Genomic DNA, 14,267 nt, shown 5'->3' on the forward strand with positions numbered 1-14,267 from the left:
TGTGGGATATGTCACTCAGTCCGCATTATTTCGATGGGGGAATGATTTTTATTTTCAGGATTAACTGCATTCCATTGCATTGGCCACTATTCGGAATTTTCAATGATTCTCCGGGAAGGTGTCTTTTCAAGGGAGGCATTTAAATCGCCGATAATTGATTGACCATGCAAATATCCTCGGTAAACACCTGAAACTGTCAAATTACTTCATGTAACAAAGCCGGAGTGGCGCGAACGACAGGGCTGCGTGATACCTTTTTGTTTAATTAGACCGTAAGGAAAACGGCAAAACCGGAAAACCGGTTCGTTTTAACGCTGCATGAAGATTCGGTGGCCGAGGGGCAGCAATACAACGTACGAGGTGCACCGTGATACATCAGGCCGACAATGTCATCGAGTTGCCGCATGCGCTTGGTGCCAATCAATTCCTGTCTGCGCTCGACGGAATTAGCCGCGCGGAATTGGCGCCTCATTTGATGCTTTCGAATCTCAAGACCGGCCAGCTGCTGTGCGACGCCGGCGAGAATCTGGAGGCCGTCTATTTCCCGGTGACGGCGGGTATTTCGCTTCAATACACGACAGGCGGCAAGACGACGCTCGGCGTGACGGAGATCGGCCGCGAAGGCATCGTGTGCGACGACGTGATCGGCAGCACGATGCAGCGCCGCGTCGTCGTCTATCACGGCGGATTCGCGTATCGGCTGCATGCGCGCCGCTTCGTCGACGCGTGCGATGCATCGACGGCGATCAGGCGGCAGGTCTTCGTGCGGATGCAGCTGGTGCTGGCGCAGGCGTCGCAGGTCATGTTCTGCAGCCGCCATCACGTGATGCGACATCAGGTGGGCCGCTGGCTGCTGATTGCCTACGAGCGCTCGCGGAGCATCGAAATCCCGGTCACGCACGGCACTTTGGGGCAGATGCTGGGCGTGCGCCGCGAGACCATCACGGATACCGTGCGACAGCTCCACGAGCTCGGCCTGATCCATCAGCATCGCGGCGCCATCGTGCTGACGGATCTCGCCCGTCTCGAAGGGCAGGGCTGCGACTGCCATCGCGTCATCCGCGACGAAACGCGCCGCATTCTCGCGATCGATGCCGGTACCGGGGCCGGTGTCGGGCTGTCGCGACGCGTCCGGACGACCTAGTGGCCGCAGCCTCCTGCCGCGCGGCCGGCACCGGCGTGCCGCCGCGACGGCGTGTGCGCCGGCGCGGCGCGCGCAGGGAAGGGGCGAGATCCGGGCGCAAGCCGCGTCGCGACGCGGCTGGCCGGCGGTATCGAGAAGAATCAGAAAAGCAGTCAATCAGGTATGGAAAACATTTCGAAGCTCCAGAGTCAGCGCAGCTCGTTTCACGTGTGGCCATGGAGTCCGGCGCTCGGCATCCTGCCGATCGTCGTCGTGATCGTCGCGCTGGCCGGGTTCGTCGCGGTCAGCCTGATCGTGATCATGTCGCTGCGCGTGTACGTCGGCGGCGAAAGCAGCTGGTCGAAGGCGCAGAAGGACGAGATCATCCTGCTGACCCGCTACGGACAGACCGGTGACGAAAAGCTGTTCGACGATTACCTGGCGGTTGACCGCACCCTCACGTTTCTCGGCGTCGCCCGCCGCGCGATGATCAGCGTGCCGCCGGACCACCGCGCGGCGCGCCAGGCGCTGATCGACGCGGGCATCAATCCCGTCGATGCGGTCGCGGTGGTGTGGTTCTATCCGATCCTGAGCAGCTTCGCGCGCCTGAACGCCGCGTTGCAATACTGGGAGGACGCGGACCGGCAACTGGTCAACCTGCGCGCGATCGCGAACGCGCTGCGCGCGTCCGTGCGGGCGGACGACGTTCGACGCACGAGCCGCCTGAACCGCGCGGTCTGGGACTTCAACTCGCACATCGAGCCGCTGCCGAAACGCTTTTCCGACGAACTGAGCGCCGAATTCCGTTCGGCCGTCATCCAGCTGTTCCTGTCGTACGTCGCGGCCTCGCTGCTGATCGTCCTGCTGTCGGTGCGATGGGCGAGCCGCGCGCAGCGCCAGCAGGCGTCGATGCAGACCGAGCTGGACCGTAGCCAGGCGTTCGCGGAAGCGGCGCTGCGCTCGGTGGCCGATGCGATCGTCACGATCGGCCTCACGCGCAGCATCGAGACCGTCAATCCGGCGGCCGAGCAGCTGCTCGGCGCGCCGTCGCGGCTGTGTGTCGGCAAGCCGATCAACGACGTGCTCGACCTGATCGACACGTCGACCGGCATGTCGATCAAGCTGCTCGCGTCGCTCAGCAACAGCGGCGATCACACGTTCACCCGCGATCTCGACCTGATCCGCGTGTGCGGCGCGGCGGTGTCGGTGCGCGCATCGCTGTCGAGAATGGACAACGCCGCGGGCCGCTGCGTCGGTTACGTGCTGATCCTGCGCGACATGACGCGTGAATACCAGTTGATCGAGAAACTGACCTGGCAGGCGTCGCACGATGCGCTGACCGGCCTGATCAATCGCACCGCGTTCGAACAGCGCCTGGGCGACGCGTTGACCCACCGCGGCGGCGGCATGTTGATGGTTCTCGACCTGGACGGATTCAAGGAAGTCAACGACGTGTGCGGGCACGCGGCCGGCGATGCGCTGCTGCGCGACGCGACCGCGGTGTTCGCGCGCTGTCTCGCGGACGACGACGTGTTCGGCCGGCTGGGCGGCGACGAATTCGGCATCCTGTTGCCGGCCGGCCGCAACGGCTCGCCGGACGACGGCAAGGCCGAGCGCATCCGCGCGTGTCTCGAGGATTTCACGTTCCTGTGGGAGGGCGAGCCGTTCAAGATCAGCGTGAGCATCGGCGTGCTGGATCTCGCCTGTCGGCCCGAGAGCGTCGAGAAGGCGATGCAGATGGCCGACATCGCGTGCTACATCGCGAAGGACCGCGGCCGCAACCGCGTGCACGTCGCGGATTCGCGCGACATGAACTCGGGACGCCAGGCGTACCACATGCAGTGGAGCCGCCGCGTGAAGACGGCACTCGAAACGAATTCGTTCCAGTTGTATGCGCAACGCATCGTGCCGATCCAGCCGGCGCACGGCGCCCAGGAGCGCGCGGAGATCCTGCTGCGCATCCCGGACGCCGACGGCAAGCTGATCTCGCCGGTTTTCCTGCCGGCCGCCGAGCGCTACGGCCACATGACGATGATCGACCGCTGGGTCGTGCGTAACGTGATCCGGCGGCTCGCGCGGCTCGAACGGCGCCAGTACGTCGAATACAACGTGAACCTGTCGGCGATGTCGATCACCGACGAGCGCTTCGTGGAGTTCGCGATCGCCGAGCTGTCGGCGTCGGGGCTGGACCCGACGCTGCTGTGCTTCGAAATCACGGAGACGAGCGCGGTCCGCAACCTGGAGGTCGCGTCGCGTTTCATGCACGAGCTGCGCGACCTCGGCTGCCGCTTCGCGCTCGACGACTTCGGCGCCGGCATGTCGTCGTTCTCGTATCTGCGCCAGTTGCCGATCGACTACCTGAAGATCGACGGCGGCCTCGTGGCGACCATGACGTCCGACAGCGTCAAGCGCGGCATCGCGTCCGCCATCAACGACATCGCTCACGTGATGCAGTACCGCACCGTCGCCGAGCACGTCGAGGACGAGGCGACGGCCGAGATGCTTCGCGCGCTGGGCGTCGACTATTGCCAGGGCTACTACTTCAGCCGCCCCGCACCCTGGCAGGAAGGGGGATTCCATTGAACCAAGCGAGGAACGAACGCATGAGTGCTCCATTTGAACTGACCGGCGACCTGATGGACCTGACGAGCTATCCGGCCTGGCTGCGCGACGTGGTCGGCGCGACCGACGAGTTGAAGGCCCGTGTCCGAGCGCATCCGGTGTTCGCGGCGATGAGCGGCGGGACGCTGCGCGCGTCGCAACTGCGCGCGTTCTTCGTCACCGGGTGGGCGGTGGTCAGCCAGTTTCCGGAATACATGGCGATGAACCTGGTGAAGACCGCGGCCTATCGGTCGCGCGGCGACGAGAAGGCGCGACGCTATCTGATCCGCAATATCCGCGTCGAGCAGAACCACGTCGATCACTGGGCCAACTGGGCTGCGGAATCGGGCGTGACGATCGACATGCTGCTGCACGGCGATGCGCCGCTGGACGGATTCGCGCTGAGCCACTGGTGCTGGAAAAGCAGCAGCGCCGACGCGCTCGCGCCGAGCATCGCCGCGACCAACTACGCGATCGAAGGCGTGACCGGCGAGTGGAGCGCGTTGCTGTGCGCATCGCCGTATGAACGGCAGTTCGACCCGGCCGTGCGGCATCGCGCGATGCGCTGGCTCAAACTGCATGCCGACTACGACGACCGGCATCCGTGGGAAGCGCTCGACATCGTCGCGACGCTGCTCGGCCAGTCGCCCGCGGCCCGCGACGTGCGGGACGTCGAGGCGTCGATCCGCAAGAGCCTGAGCTATCTACTGACGAGTCTCGATTGCTGCATGCATGTGTAGTTGGCTGCGCCGCACGTTCGCGGGTTCGTGCAGGCCGCGCCCGGCCGTTCAGGCCGGAAGGCGGGCCGGCGTGACGTCGCGATACGCCGTGCGGGCCGTCGTGCTGGACGATTTTCCATGGCCACCCACGTTCTTGTCGTAGAGCCCGATCCGCGCATGGGCGACCGGATCCGCGCGCTCCTGCGCGGCTGCCAGATCGCCACGTCGGCACTCGACGACGCGTCGCGGCTGCTGGCGCACGTGACGGCCACGCCGCCCACCCTGATCGTGATGCGGGTCGAACGGCCGGCCACGACGTTCTACATGGCGCTCGGTGCGCTGCGGCGCGCCGGTCACGACATGCCGGTGATCGTGATCAGCCGCGACGCGCAGGTGCTCGACAAGGTCGTTGCGCTCGAAATCGGCGCGGACGACTATCTGGTGGAGCCGTTCGACCCGATGGAACTGATCGCACGCGTGCGCAGCGCGATGCGCCGCTACGCGCCGAACCGTCCCGTGTCGGTGCGCGCGCCGGTGAATCCCCAATCGTACGCATTCGGCGACATCGAGGTGAATTTCGTCACGCGGCGCGCCACCCGCGCGGGACAGGACCTCGGGCTGCGTGCCAGCGAATTCGCGCTGCTCGCGCTGTTCATCTCGCAGCCGATGCGCGTCCTGTCGCGCGCGGAGATTCTCGCGCTGCTGGGGCTGAGCGTGGCCGGGCGCTCCGAGCGCGGGCTCGACGTGCTGATCTTCCGGCTGCGCAACCTGGTCGAGCAGGCGGTCGGCGATTATCGCTACATTCGCACCGTGCGCGGGAAGGGCTACATTTTCGTGCCGCTCGGCAGGCTGGCAGACGAAGCGGATGCGTTGCCGCACGCGTGAGCCGGGCGGCGGCCGTTCCGGGCCGGGATTCGGCGGAAATCGACACCCCTGCGAACGGCGTTTTCGCGCTGCGTCTTCATGCAGACCCGCTCGGGCTGTTCGGGCTGTTCGGGCTGTTCGGGCTGCTCCAACGTCGAGGAAGGGCGCGGAGACTTTCGCGGACCAAGGTCCAAAACAAAAATAATGGTGGACGATGGAAAAATCCCATCCAATTGCGATGCCGTGCTTCTCACTACTGCCGTCAGGTCAACTCACTCCCGCGATGCGGGTTGCCGCAGTGCCAGCGCGAAGAAGCGCCGGATCTCATCCATCAATTCCGTGCGGGCCGACGCGAAATCGAACGCGCGCCGGTTTTCGTGCGCGTAGCGCTGGCGCCAGTCGTCGGCCGCATGCCGCGCTTCGCGTGCGCGCAGATCGTCGAGTTCGGGCGTGCGCAATGCGTGATCGGCGATCAGCGTCACGCCGTCGCGGCTGACCTCCAGCACACCGCCCGCGACGAGGAGACGGCGATGCTCGCCGGTCGGCGCATCGACGAGCATCACGACGCCCGGCCGGATCCGCGTGAGCAGCGGCGCGTGATGCGGATAGATCCCCAGTTCTCCGCTTTCCCCGGAACGACGACGAAATGCGCGTCGCCGGCATACAGCACCGCTTCCACGCTCACGATGTCGAGCCTCATCGACGTCTTCATGCGACTCCTTCAGACCGCCGCCGCGCCGGCGACGATTTCGCACAGCTCGGTGGTGATCTGCGCCTGTCGCGTCTTCTGGTACAGGTGCCTCAGTTCGCGCAACACGCGGTCGGCGTTGTCCGTCGCGGTCTGCATGCTGAACATCCGCGCGCATTGCTCGCACGCGTAGTTCTCGACGACGGCCTGATAGAGCATCGCCTCGACGTAGCGCAGCAGCAACGTGTCGACGACGGGTTTGGGCGCGGGCTCGTACAGATAATCGGACGCGGCCGCGCCGTCGGTCGGCGCGCTGGTGTCGAGCCCCGCGATCGGCAGCATCGCATCGATGCGCGGTTCGTACGCGAGCGGGCTCGTCAGCCGGTTGTACGCGACGTGCACTTCGTCGAGCTCGCCGTTGACGAACGCGGTCAGCGGCACGAGCAGCGCTCCGAGCAACTGCTCGAAGTGCGGTTCGGCGGCCAGGCCGCTCGCGCGCGCCGTGATGGTCGCGCCGTGGCGCAGCAGCGGCGCGATGCCGCGCGCGCCGATCACGCTCAGTTCGCATGAAACGCCGGCCCGGTCCCAGCGTTCGAGCGCATCCACGCATTCGACCAGCAGCCGCGCATTGAGCGGGCCGCACAGCCCGCGATCGGTGCTGACGACGATCAGGCCGACGCGGCGCACGGTATCGCGTCGCGCCATCAGCGCCGATACGTAGTCGGGACGGTCGCGCAGCACGCGTTCCGCCATCGCGCCGATGCGCGCCGCGTACGGGCGGAACTCACGCGCGCGTCGCTGCGCGCTCGCCATCTTGGTGCGCGCCATCATTTCCATCGCCTTGGTGATCTTGCGCGTGGACGAGGTACTGGCGATCTTCGAGCGGATTTCGCGTATGTGCATGTCAGGGAGGGGCGTCGCGGCCATCCGGCTGTCATCGTGCGGCTTCATGCTATCGGGACTTCACCTGAAACGATTGACTGAAATCAAACGACGTCGCCCGGTCCCGCACCAGAATCCGTTCACGTGATCCTTGCAAAGGGGCAGTCGATGACCGAGTTGCGCACGCATCAGAAATACGAAGCGCTGATTGCGCGTTGCCGCGCGTTACGCCCGGTGACGGTCGCGGTCGCGCATCCTTGCGACGAGGTATCGCTGCATGCGGCGGCCGCGGCCGCTCGGGCCGGTATCGTCGTGCCGGTCCTGGTCGGCCCGGTGGCGCGCATCACGATGCTCGCCGCGACGCTCGGTGTCGACCTGTCCGGCTATCGGCTCGTGGATGCGCCGCACAGTCATGCGTCGGCGGCACGCGCCGTCGAACTGGTGCGCGAGGGCGACGCTCAGGCGCTGATGAAGGGCAGCCTGCACACCGACGAGTTGCTGGCGGAGGTGGTGCGCGCCGATACGGGGTTGCGCACCGGGCGGCGCCTGAGCCACGTGTTCATCATGGACGTGCCGACTTACCACAAGCCGCTGTTCATCACCGACGCGGCCGTCAATATCCGTCCGACGCTCGAGCAGAAGGCCGACATCGCGCAGAACGCGATCGATCTCGCGCACGCGCTCGGCATCGCCCGGCCGAAGGTGGCGATCCTGTCGGCGGTCGAGACGGTCAGCTCGAAGCTGCCGTCGACGCTCGACGCGGCCGCGCTGTGCAAGATGGCCGAGCGCGGCCAAATCACCTGCGCGCTGCTCGACGGGCCCCTCGCGTTCGACAACGCGATCAGCCCGGAGGCCGCGCGCCTCAAGCATCTCGGTTCCGAGGTCGCGGGCGATGCGGACATCCTCGTCGCGCCCGACCTCGAGGCCGGCAACATGCTCGCGAAGGAGTTGACGTTCCTGGCGAATGCCGATGCGGCCGGCATCGTGCTCGGCGCGCGCGTGCCGGTGATCCTGACGAGTCGCGCCGACAGCGAACGCACGCGCCTGGCGAGCTGCGCGGTCGCGGCGCTCGTCGCCGCAGCGGCGGCGCCCGGGGCCACGCCGGCGGTTGCGGCCGGCACGCACTGACGGCGCCGCGATGCGACATCCCGTCCTGGTGCTCAACGCCGGCTCGTCGAGCCTCAAGTTCTCGGTCTACGACACGCACGAGGATCGCTCGCTCGATGCGGGCCTGCACGGGCAGGTCGAGAACCTGCACGGCACACCGCATCTGTTCGTGGCCGATGCGCACGGCGAGGTGCTCGCCGACAGCGCCGTCGCGCGACCGGGGCATCAAGGCGCGATCGAGGCGCTGCACACGTGGTTCGCCGCTCACGTCGGGCGAGAGGCCGCGTTCGACGGCGTCGGGCACCGGATCGTGCATGGCGGTCCGTATTTCACCGCGCCGGTGCGGATCGATGCGCGCGTGCTCGATGCGATCGCGTCGCTTTCGCCGCTCGCGCCGCTGCACCAGCCGCATCACGTCGACGCGATCCGCGCGGTTGCCGCCGTGGCGCCGAACCTGCCGCAGGTCGCGTGTTTCGACACCGCGTTCCATGCGACGGTACCGGCGCTTGAACGGGAGTTCGCGCTGCCGCGCGCGCTGACCGAGCAGGGCATCGTGCGCTACGGGTTTCACGGGCTGTCGTACGAGTACATCGCGACGGCGCTCGCGGCCCTCGATCCGTCGTGGGGGCGGCAACGGACGGTCGTCGCGCACCTCGGCAACGGCGCGAGCCTGTGTGCGCTCGCGAACGGCCGCAGCGTCGCGACGACGATGGGGTTCACGGCCGTCGACGGACTGCCGATGGGCACGCGCACGGGCGCGCTGGACCCGGGCGTGATCCTGTACCTGCAGCGTCACGCCGGCCTGTCGCTCGACGAGGTCGAGCATCTGATCTATGCCGAATCGGGCTTGCTCGGCGTGTCCGGCGTGTCGAGCGACATGCGCACGCTGCTCGCGAGCAACGCGCCGTCGGCCGCGCATGCGGTCGAGCTGTTCGCCTATCGCGCGGCCCGCGAACTCGCCGCGCTGGCCGGCGTGCTCGGCGGCCTCGACACGCTCGTGTTCACGGCAGGCATCGGCGAGCACGCGCCGCGCGTGCGTGAACGGATCTGCAGCCGCGCGGCGTGGCTCGGCATCGTGCTCGACGACGCGGCGAACGCCGCCGGCCTGCCGGTGATTTCGAGCGACGCGTCGCGCGTGACGGTGCGCGTGATCCCGACCGACGAGAACCTGATGATCGCGCGGCACACGCGCCGCGTGCTGGACGACGCAATCCCTTCCATGCCGTATCCGACCTCGTGAGACCTCCGATGACAGCACGCGACACGTCTTCCCCTGCCGTCAGCGCCCCCGCGCTGCCGATTTTCTGGCCGATGGCCGCCGCCACGGCGATGTTTGCGGCCGGCTCCGAGATCACGGCGCGCAATCTCCGCTTCCTCTCGGAAGAGGAGAAGCTCCATTTCGAAGCGCATCCGGCGCTGGCATCGGCGAACCGGCCGTTGCTGGAGCTGCGGACGATGACGTTCCGCGATTATTCGTCCGCGCCGGCACATGGGCTGCCGACGATCGTCGATGCGCCGTACGCGGGGCACAGCGCGATGATCGCCGACTACCAGCCGGGGCAGAGCCTGATGCAGACGCTGCGCGAGCACGGCGTGACGCGTCTGTACCTGACCGACTGGCGCTCGGCCACCGAGGACATGAAGGACCTCGAGATCGACCAGTATCTGGCCGAGCTGAACGTGTGCGTCGACGAACTCGGCGGCCGCGTGAATCTCGTCGGCCTGTGTCAGGGCGGCTGGATGTCCGCGATGTACGCGGCGCGTTTCCCGCACAAGGTCGCGAGCCTCGTGCTGGCAGGCTCGCCGATCGACACCGACGCGGGCGACGGCCCGATCAAGCAGATGGCGCACACGTATCCGACGTCGTTCTACGAGGAACTCGTCGCGATGGGCGGCGGGCTGATGCGCGGACGCTTCATGCTGCGCGGCTGGAAGAACATGCATCCCGACCAGCACTATCTCGCCGAGCACGTCGACCTGTACGAGCATCTCGACGATCCCGAATACCTGCGCAAGCGCGAGGTGTTCGCGAACTGGTACGAAAGCCCGATCGACCTGCCGGGACGCTGGTACCTGCAGGCGATCGGGCAGATCTTCAAGGAGAACCGGCTCGCGAAGGGCTCGTTCGTCGCCCTCGGGCGCACGCTCGACCTGAAGGACATCGCATGCCCGGCCTATCTGCTCGCCGGCGAGGCCGACGACATCACGACGCCGGAGCAGGTGTTCGGCGCGCGCGATCTGCTCGGAACGCCTGCGTCGAGGATCGAGAGCCGGCTCGTGCCGGGCGGCCATATCGGCCTGTTCATGGGGACGCGCACGCTGAAGACGGTGTGGCCCGACATCGCGCGATGGATCGCGGCGCAACGCTAGGCCGGCGGGGGGCGACATGACATTGCGACACAAGCGGGGGCTCGTCGTCGGCATCGCGAACGAACGGAGCATCGCGTGGGGATGCGCGCGCGCGTTTTGCCGGGCGGGCGCCACGCTGGCGGTGACCTGGCAGTCGGACAAGACCTTGCCGCACGTCGAGCCGCTGTTCGCGCAACTCGACGCGCCGATCCGGATGCCGCTCGACGTCGGGCGGCCGGACCAGATGGCGGCGGTGTTCGACGCGCTTGCGGCGCAATGGGGCGCGATCGACTTCGTGCTGCATTCGGTCGCGTTTGCGCCGAAGGCCGATCTGCAGGGCCGCGTGGTCGACAGTTCGCCGGAAGGGTTCGCGCTCGCGATGGATACCTCGTGCCACTCGTTCATCCGGATGGCGAGGCTGGCCGAGCCGTTAATGACGCGCGGCGGGAGCCTGATGGCGATGAGCTATCTCGGCGCGGAGCAGGTCGTCGCGAACTACGGGGTGATGGGGCCGGTCAAGGCCGCGCTCGAGGCGAGCGTGCGGTACCTGGCGGCCGAACTCGGCGGCGCGGGCATTCGCGTCAACGCGATTTCGCCGGGCGTGCTGCCGACGCGCGCGGCGTCGGGCCTGCCGGACTTCGGCCGGCTGCTTGACGACACCGCGCGCCGGGCACCGCTGCATCACGCGCTCGACATCGACGACGTCGGTGCGTTCTGCGCGTTTCTTGCCAGCGACGGCGCACGGGCGATCACGGGCGGCACGCACTATGTCGATTCCGGTATGCACATGCTCGGTTAGGCTTCCGCATGCATATGAGGCGATCGTCGATCGAGATCCTGCCTCGAAGAGCAGATCCGCTCCGCCGTGCTCACGATGCTGGCCGAGGCGGGCGACAGCGCGCCGGCTAGCAGTACCGTAACCGACTGAATCGCCCGGAAAATGCCGGTTAGCGCGGAAGAAAGATAAAAGATCGAGGGCTCGCGAACAGGCCTATTGCGCGCAACCCCAATAGCGGCAAGGGCCGGCTGCAGGCAACTCGGCACCCTGAAGTCGCCACATTTCGCATGAAAAGGACGCATACCCCACCCGCGTCATCAAGGGCCAAACCAACGAACAAACGCTCGGGTTGCGACAAATTGCACCGGATACGCCCTTGATTCAAGGGGAAGCGCTACGGGTTTGCACTCGAATCAATTGCAATGCGATTATTTGTATTCCATTGCAATTTTGATGATCCTATCCTTCGCAACATGAATTGACCGGCGGCAACGGCAACCGGTGCAACCTGCGAGGAATGGAACATGGAAGTCGAGGTCGGACTGATCGCAGCACTACAAGCGAAATTGGGCGCAGATGCGGTGCTGACCGCCGAAACTGACATGGCGGGCTTCGTCGAGGACTTTAGAGGGCGTTACAAGGGCCGCGCGCTGTGTGTCGCGCATCCGTCGTCGACGGAGCAGGTCGCTTTCATCGTCAGACAGTGCGCCGCGCACGGCGTGTCGGTCCTGCCGCAAGGCGGCAACACGAGTCTGTGCGGTGGCGCAGTGCCGCGCAGCGCGGGTCCGGCACCTGTGATCGTCAGCCTCGCGCGCATGCGGCGCATCCGTGCGCTTGATGCCGCCAATCGCTCGATGGAAGTCGAAGCCGGTTGCATTCTGAAGACCGTGCAGGACGAAGCGGCGGCGGTCAATTGCCTGTATCCCGTGAGCCTGGGCGCGGAAGGTTCCTGCCAGATAGGCGGCACGCTGTCGACGAATGCGGGCGGCACGAGCGTGCTGCGTTACGGCAATACGCGCGACAACGTGCTCGGCTTGGAAGTCGTGCTCGCCGACGGCAGCATCTGGAACGGGCTGCGTAGCCTGCGTAAGGACAATACCGGTATCGATCTCAAACAGGTGTTCATTGGTGCGGAAGGCACGCTCGGCATCGTCACCGCCGCGACGCTCAAGCTGCATCCGCTGCCCACTCACCACGCGCTCGCGTGGTTTGCGCCGGTCAGCCCCGAAGCGGCTCTGCGCGTACTCGGCATGTTCCAGACAAACTGTTGATCGCGTCTGTCTGCTTATGAATTGATGAACGCGCGGCAATTGCAGCTCGTGGTCGAGCGCGTGTCGGACCGTCGCAACCCGCTGGCGGAAACGCATGCGTGGCACGTACTGGTCGAATTGTCGGATACGCGCGATGGCGCGGAGATGGAGGCCATCCTGCAGCGCACGCTCGAGGAAGCCGCAGAAGCGGATCTGATCGAGGACGCGATCATCGCCATGAGCGACGCGCAGCGCGCGAATCTCTGGGAAGTGCGCCACAGCGTGACCGAGGCAAACAAGGGCGCGGGCGTGGGCTTGACGACAGATTGTTCGGTGCCGATCTCCGCCGTGCCGACCTTCATCGACGATGCCACGCGCGCCGTGCATGAGATCGCGCCAGATCTGGACGTGGTGATCGTCGGGCACATGGGTGACGGCAATATTCACTTCATCCCGATGTTTTCCTTCTCGGCATGGCAAGCGCTGGCCGATGCGCCGTCGATGGGCAGTGCGCTGCGTCGCGCCGTCAACGACGTGGCGCATCGGCTCGGCGGTTCGTTCAGTGCGGAGCATGGCATCGGCGAAACCGGTCTCGTCGAAATGGCGCACTACAAGTCGTCGGTCGAACTGGGCGCGATGCGCGCCATCAAGCAGGCGCTGGACCCGAACAATCTCATGAATCCGGGGCGTCTCATTCCCTGAGCTTGGCGGATGTGATCGGAGCGCAGGCCAGCTCGTCAATCAGTCGATTACTGCGTTCAATGATTAATACGTAGTACAAACCTTTTGAGTTCACGATGAAGTCGAAGAAATCCGAGCACTGCACGATCGAAAATCCGGCACGCCGAAGCGTGATGAAACTGGCGGCCGCCGGTGCGGCGTCGGTGGCGTTTCCATTTGTCTGGACTCCGGCGCGTGCAGCGAACAAGCGCATCGTCGTTCGAGACGACGGTGGGATCTATACGAAGGCGTACCGGGCCGTCTACTACGAGCCGTTCGCCAAGGCGACCGGCATCGAGGTGGTCGGCGTGCAGGCGAACGCGGAACCGACCGCGCAGATCAAGAGCATGGTGGACGCTGGCAGCTACACCTGGGACATGGCGAAGATCAGCCAGCCGGCCGTGCTGATGCTCACGGCGGGCGGCAAGGAATATCTCGAGCACCACGGACTCGAAGCCGATCCGGCCGTATCGAAAGTCCCCAGCCAATATATGTCGCCGTTCGCGGTGGGCACGAACGTGTATGCGACCGTACTGGCGTATCGCACCGATGCGTTCAAGGGCCGCAAGGCGCCGTCGTCGTGGGCCGATCTCTGGAACGTGAACGAGTTTCCGGGTCGCCGCGCCATGCGCAAATATCCGTTCGACACCATCGAGGAAGCGCTGATGGCGTCGGGCGTTCAGCCCGGCCAGGTGTATCCCTGCAATCTCGACCGCGCGTTCGCGAGCCTCGACAAGATCTCGAAGCACGTCGATGTCTGGTGGACGACGGGCGCACAGGTTGAGCAGATGCTCGGCTCCGGCGAAGTCGCGATGGTCGCGACCTGGGCGTCGCGCGCGCAATCGGCGATGGCCAACGGCGCACCGGTTTCCATCGTCTGGAACCAGAACATCTGGGGCTGTGACAGCTGGGCGATCCTGAAGGGCACGCCGAACGCGAATGCCTGCCGCGAGTTCATCAAGTTCGCGACCGATCCGAAGCGCCAGGCGCAACTTGTCGATTACTTCCCGGCGGGCCTCACACTGCCTGCGGCGTTCAATTATGTGAAGCCCGAAGTCGCGAAAAATTGTCCGACCTTTCCGGACAACATGAAGACTGGTGTCCATATCGACGCGAAGTACTGGCTGCAAAACCAGAGTACTGCGCTGGAACGATTCAACCGTTGGATTCTTTCCTGATCTTTCAG

At 65.9% G+C, this 14,267-nt stretch carries 10 protein-coding genes and 2 pseudogenes; 10 read left to right on the forward strand and 2 right to left on the reverse strand.

All coding sequences use genetic code 11. The annotated features are described in order from the left end of the window. Window positions 1-367 precede the first annotated feature (367 nt). From VXM69_RS36000 to VXM69_RS36015, 4 genes are all read left to right on the forward strand, one after another. Window positions 368-1,144 (forward strand): Crp/Fnr family transcriptional regulator, encoded by a 777-nt coding sequence (locus VXM69_RS36000; RefSeq protein WP_175028216.1) that lies wholly within the window; start codon window positions 368-370, stop codon window positions 1,142-1,144. A gap of 162 nt (window positions 1,145-1,306) precedes the next feature. Then, window positions 1,307-3,706: an EAL domain-containing protein gene (locus VXM69_RS36005; protein ID WP_069706210.1), complete on the forward strand. Its 2,400-nt coding sequence runs from the start codon at window positions 1,307-1,309 to the stop codon at window positions 3,704-3,706. Between the two features lie 20 nt (window positions 3,707-3,726). Further along, window positions 3,727-4,464: a TenA family transcriptional regulator gene (locus tag VXM69_RS36010; RefSeq protein ID WP_034190071.1), complete on the forward strand. Its 738-nt coding sequence runs from the start codon at window positions 3,727-3,729 to the stop codon at window positions 4,462-4,464. A 117-nt stretch (window positions 4,465-4,581) separates the two neighbouring features. Further along, entirely contained in the window at window positions 4,582-5,328 is a 747-nt protein-coding gene (locus VXM69_RS36015; RefSeq protein ID WP_367190735.1) for a response regulator transcription factor, read from the forward strand. 251 nt (window positions 5,329-5,579) lie between these two features. Here the strand turns inward: VXM69_RS36015 and atpC are convergent. Beyond that, window positions 5,580-6,019: pseudogene (atpC, locus tag VXM69_RS36020) on the reverse strand (ATP synthase F1 subunit epsilon). Between the two features lie 9 nt (window positions 6,020-6,028). Continuing rightward, window positions 6,029-6,898 (reverse strand): ATP synthase F1 subunit gamma, encoded by an 870-nt coding sequence (gene atpG / locus VXM69_RS36025; protein WP_034190074.1) that lies wholly within the window; start codon window positions 6,896-6,898, stop codon window positions 6,029-6,031. A gap of 147 nt (window positions 6,899-7,045) precedes the next feature. Between atpG and VXM69_RS36030 the strand changes: the two genes are divergently transcribed. From VXM69_RS36030 to VXM69_RS36055, 6 genes and pseudogenes are all read left to right on the forward strand, one after another. Next, window positions 7,046-8,005, forward strand: a complete 960-nt coding sequence (locus VXM69_RS36030; RefSeq protein WP_367190789.1) for a phosphate acetyltransferase — start codon at window positions 7,046-7,048, stop codon at window positions 8,003-8,005. 10 nt (window positions 8,006-8,015) lie between these two features. Further along, complete coding sequence (locus VXM69_RS36035; protein WP_367190736.1) at window positions 8,016-9,224, forward strand: acetate/propionate family kinase; 1,209 nt, start codon at window positions 8,016-8,018, stop codon at window positions 9,222-9,224. 8 nt (window positions 9,225-9,232) lie between these two features. Further along, window positions 9,233-10,354, forward strand: coding sequence for an alpha/beta fold hydrolase (locus VXM69_RS36040; RefSeq protein ID WP_049032569.1), 1,122 nt, complete (start codon window positions 9,233-9,235; stop codon window positions 10,352-10,354). 16 nt (window positions 10,355-10,370) lie between these two features. Then, window positions 10,371-11,132: an enoyl-ACP reductase FabI gene (fabI, locus tag VXM69_RS36045; protein ID WP_034190077.1), complete on the forward strand. Its 762-nt coding sequence runs from the start codon at window positions 10,371-10,373 to the stop codon at window positions 11,130-11,132. 503 nt (window positions 11,133-11,635) lie between these two features. Continuing rightward, window positions 11,636-13,063 (forward strand): annotated as a pseudogene (locus VXM69_RS36050) (FAD-binding oxidoreductase). 95 nt (window positions 13,064-13,158) lie between these two features. Continuing rightward, window positions 13,159-14,259 carry an ABC transporter substrate-binding protein gene (locus tag VXM69_RS36055; RefSeq protein WP_367190737.1) on the forward strand — a complete coding sequence of 367 codons (1,101 nt, stop codon included), beginning with the start codon at window positions 13,159-13,161 and terminating at the stop codon, window positions 14,257-14,259. Window positions 14,260-14,267 lie beyond the last annotated feature (8 nt).

Origin of the sequence: Burkholderia sp. Ed8 (assembly GCF_040761425.1) — a bacterium.
Lineage (GTDB): Bacteria > Pseudomonadota > Gammaproteobacteria > Burkholderiales > Burkholderiaceae > Burkholderia > Burkholderia seminalis.

Coding starts and splice junctions, on each gene's coding strand:
- VXM69_RS36005 (WP_069706210.1), top strand. CDS start 1,307: ATGGAAAACATTTCGAAGCTCCAGAGTCAGCGCAGCTCGTTTCACGTG.
- VXM69_RS36010 (WP_034190071.1), top strand. CDS start 3,727: ATGAGTGCTCCATTTGAACTGACCGGCGACCTGATGGACCTGACGAGC.
- VXM69_RS36015 (WP_367190735.1), top strand. CDS start 4,582: ATGGCCACCCACGTTCTTGTCGTAGAGCCCGATCCGCGCATGGGCGAC.
- atpG (WP_034190074.1), bottom strand. CDS start 6,898: ATGCACATACGCGAAATCCGCTCGAAGATCGCCAGTACCTCGTCCACG.
- VXM69_RS36030 (WP_367190789.1), top strand. CDS start 7,046: ATGACCGAGTTGCGCACGCATCAGAAATACGAAGCGCTGATTGCGCGT.
- VXM69_RS36035 (WP_367190736.1), top strand. CDS start 8,016: ATGCGACATCCCGTCCTGGTGCTCAACGCCGGCTCGTCGAGCCTCAAG.
- VXM69_RS36040 (WP_049032569.1), top strand. CDS start 9,233: ATGACAGCACGCGACACGTCTTCCCCTGCCGTCAGCGCCCCCGCGCTG.
- fabI (WP_034190077.1), top strand. CDS start 10,371: ATGACATTGCGACACAAGCGGGGGCTCGTCGTCGGCATCGCGAACGAA.
- VXM69_RS36055 (WP_367190737.1), top strand. CDS start 13,159: ATGAAGTCGAAGAAATCCGAGCACTGCACGATCGAAAATCCGGCACGC.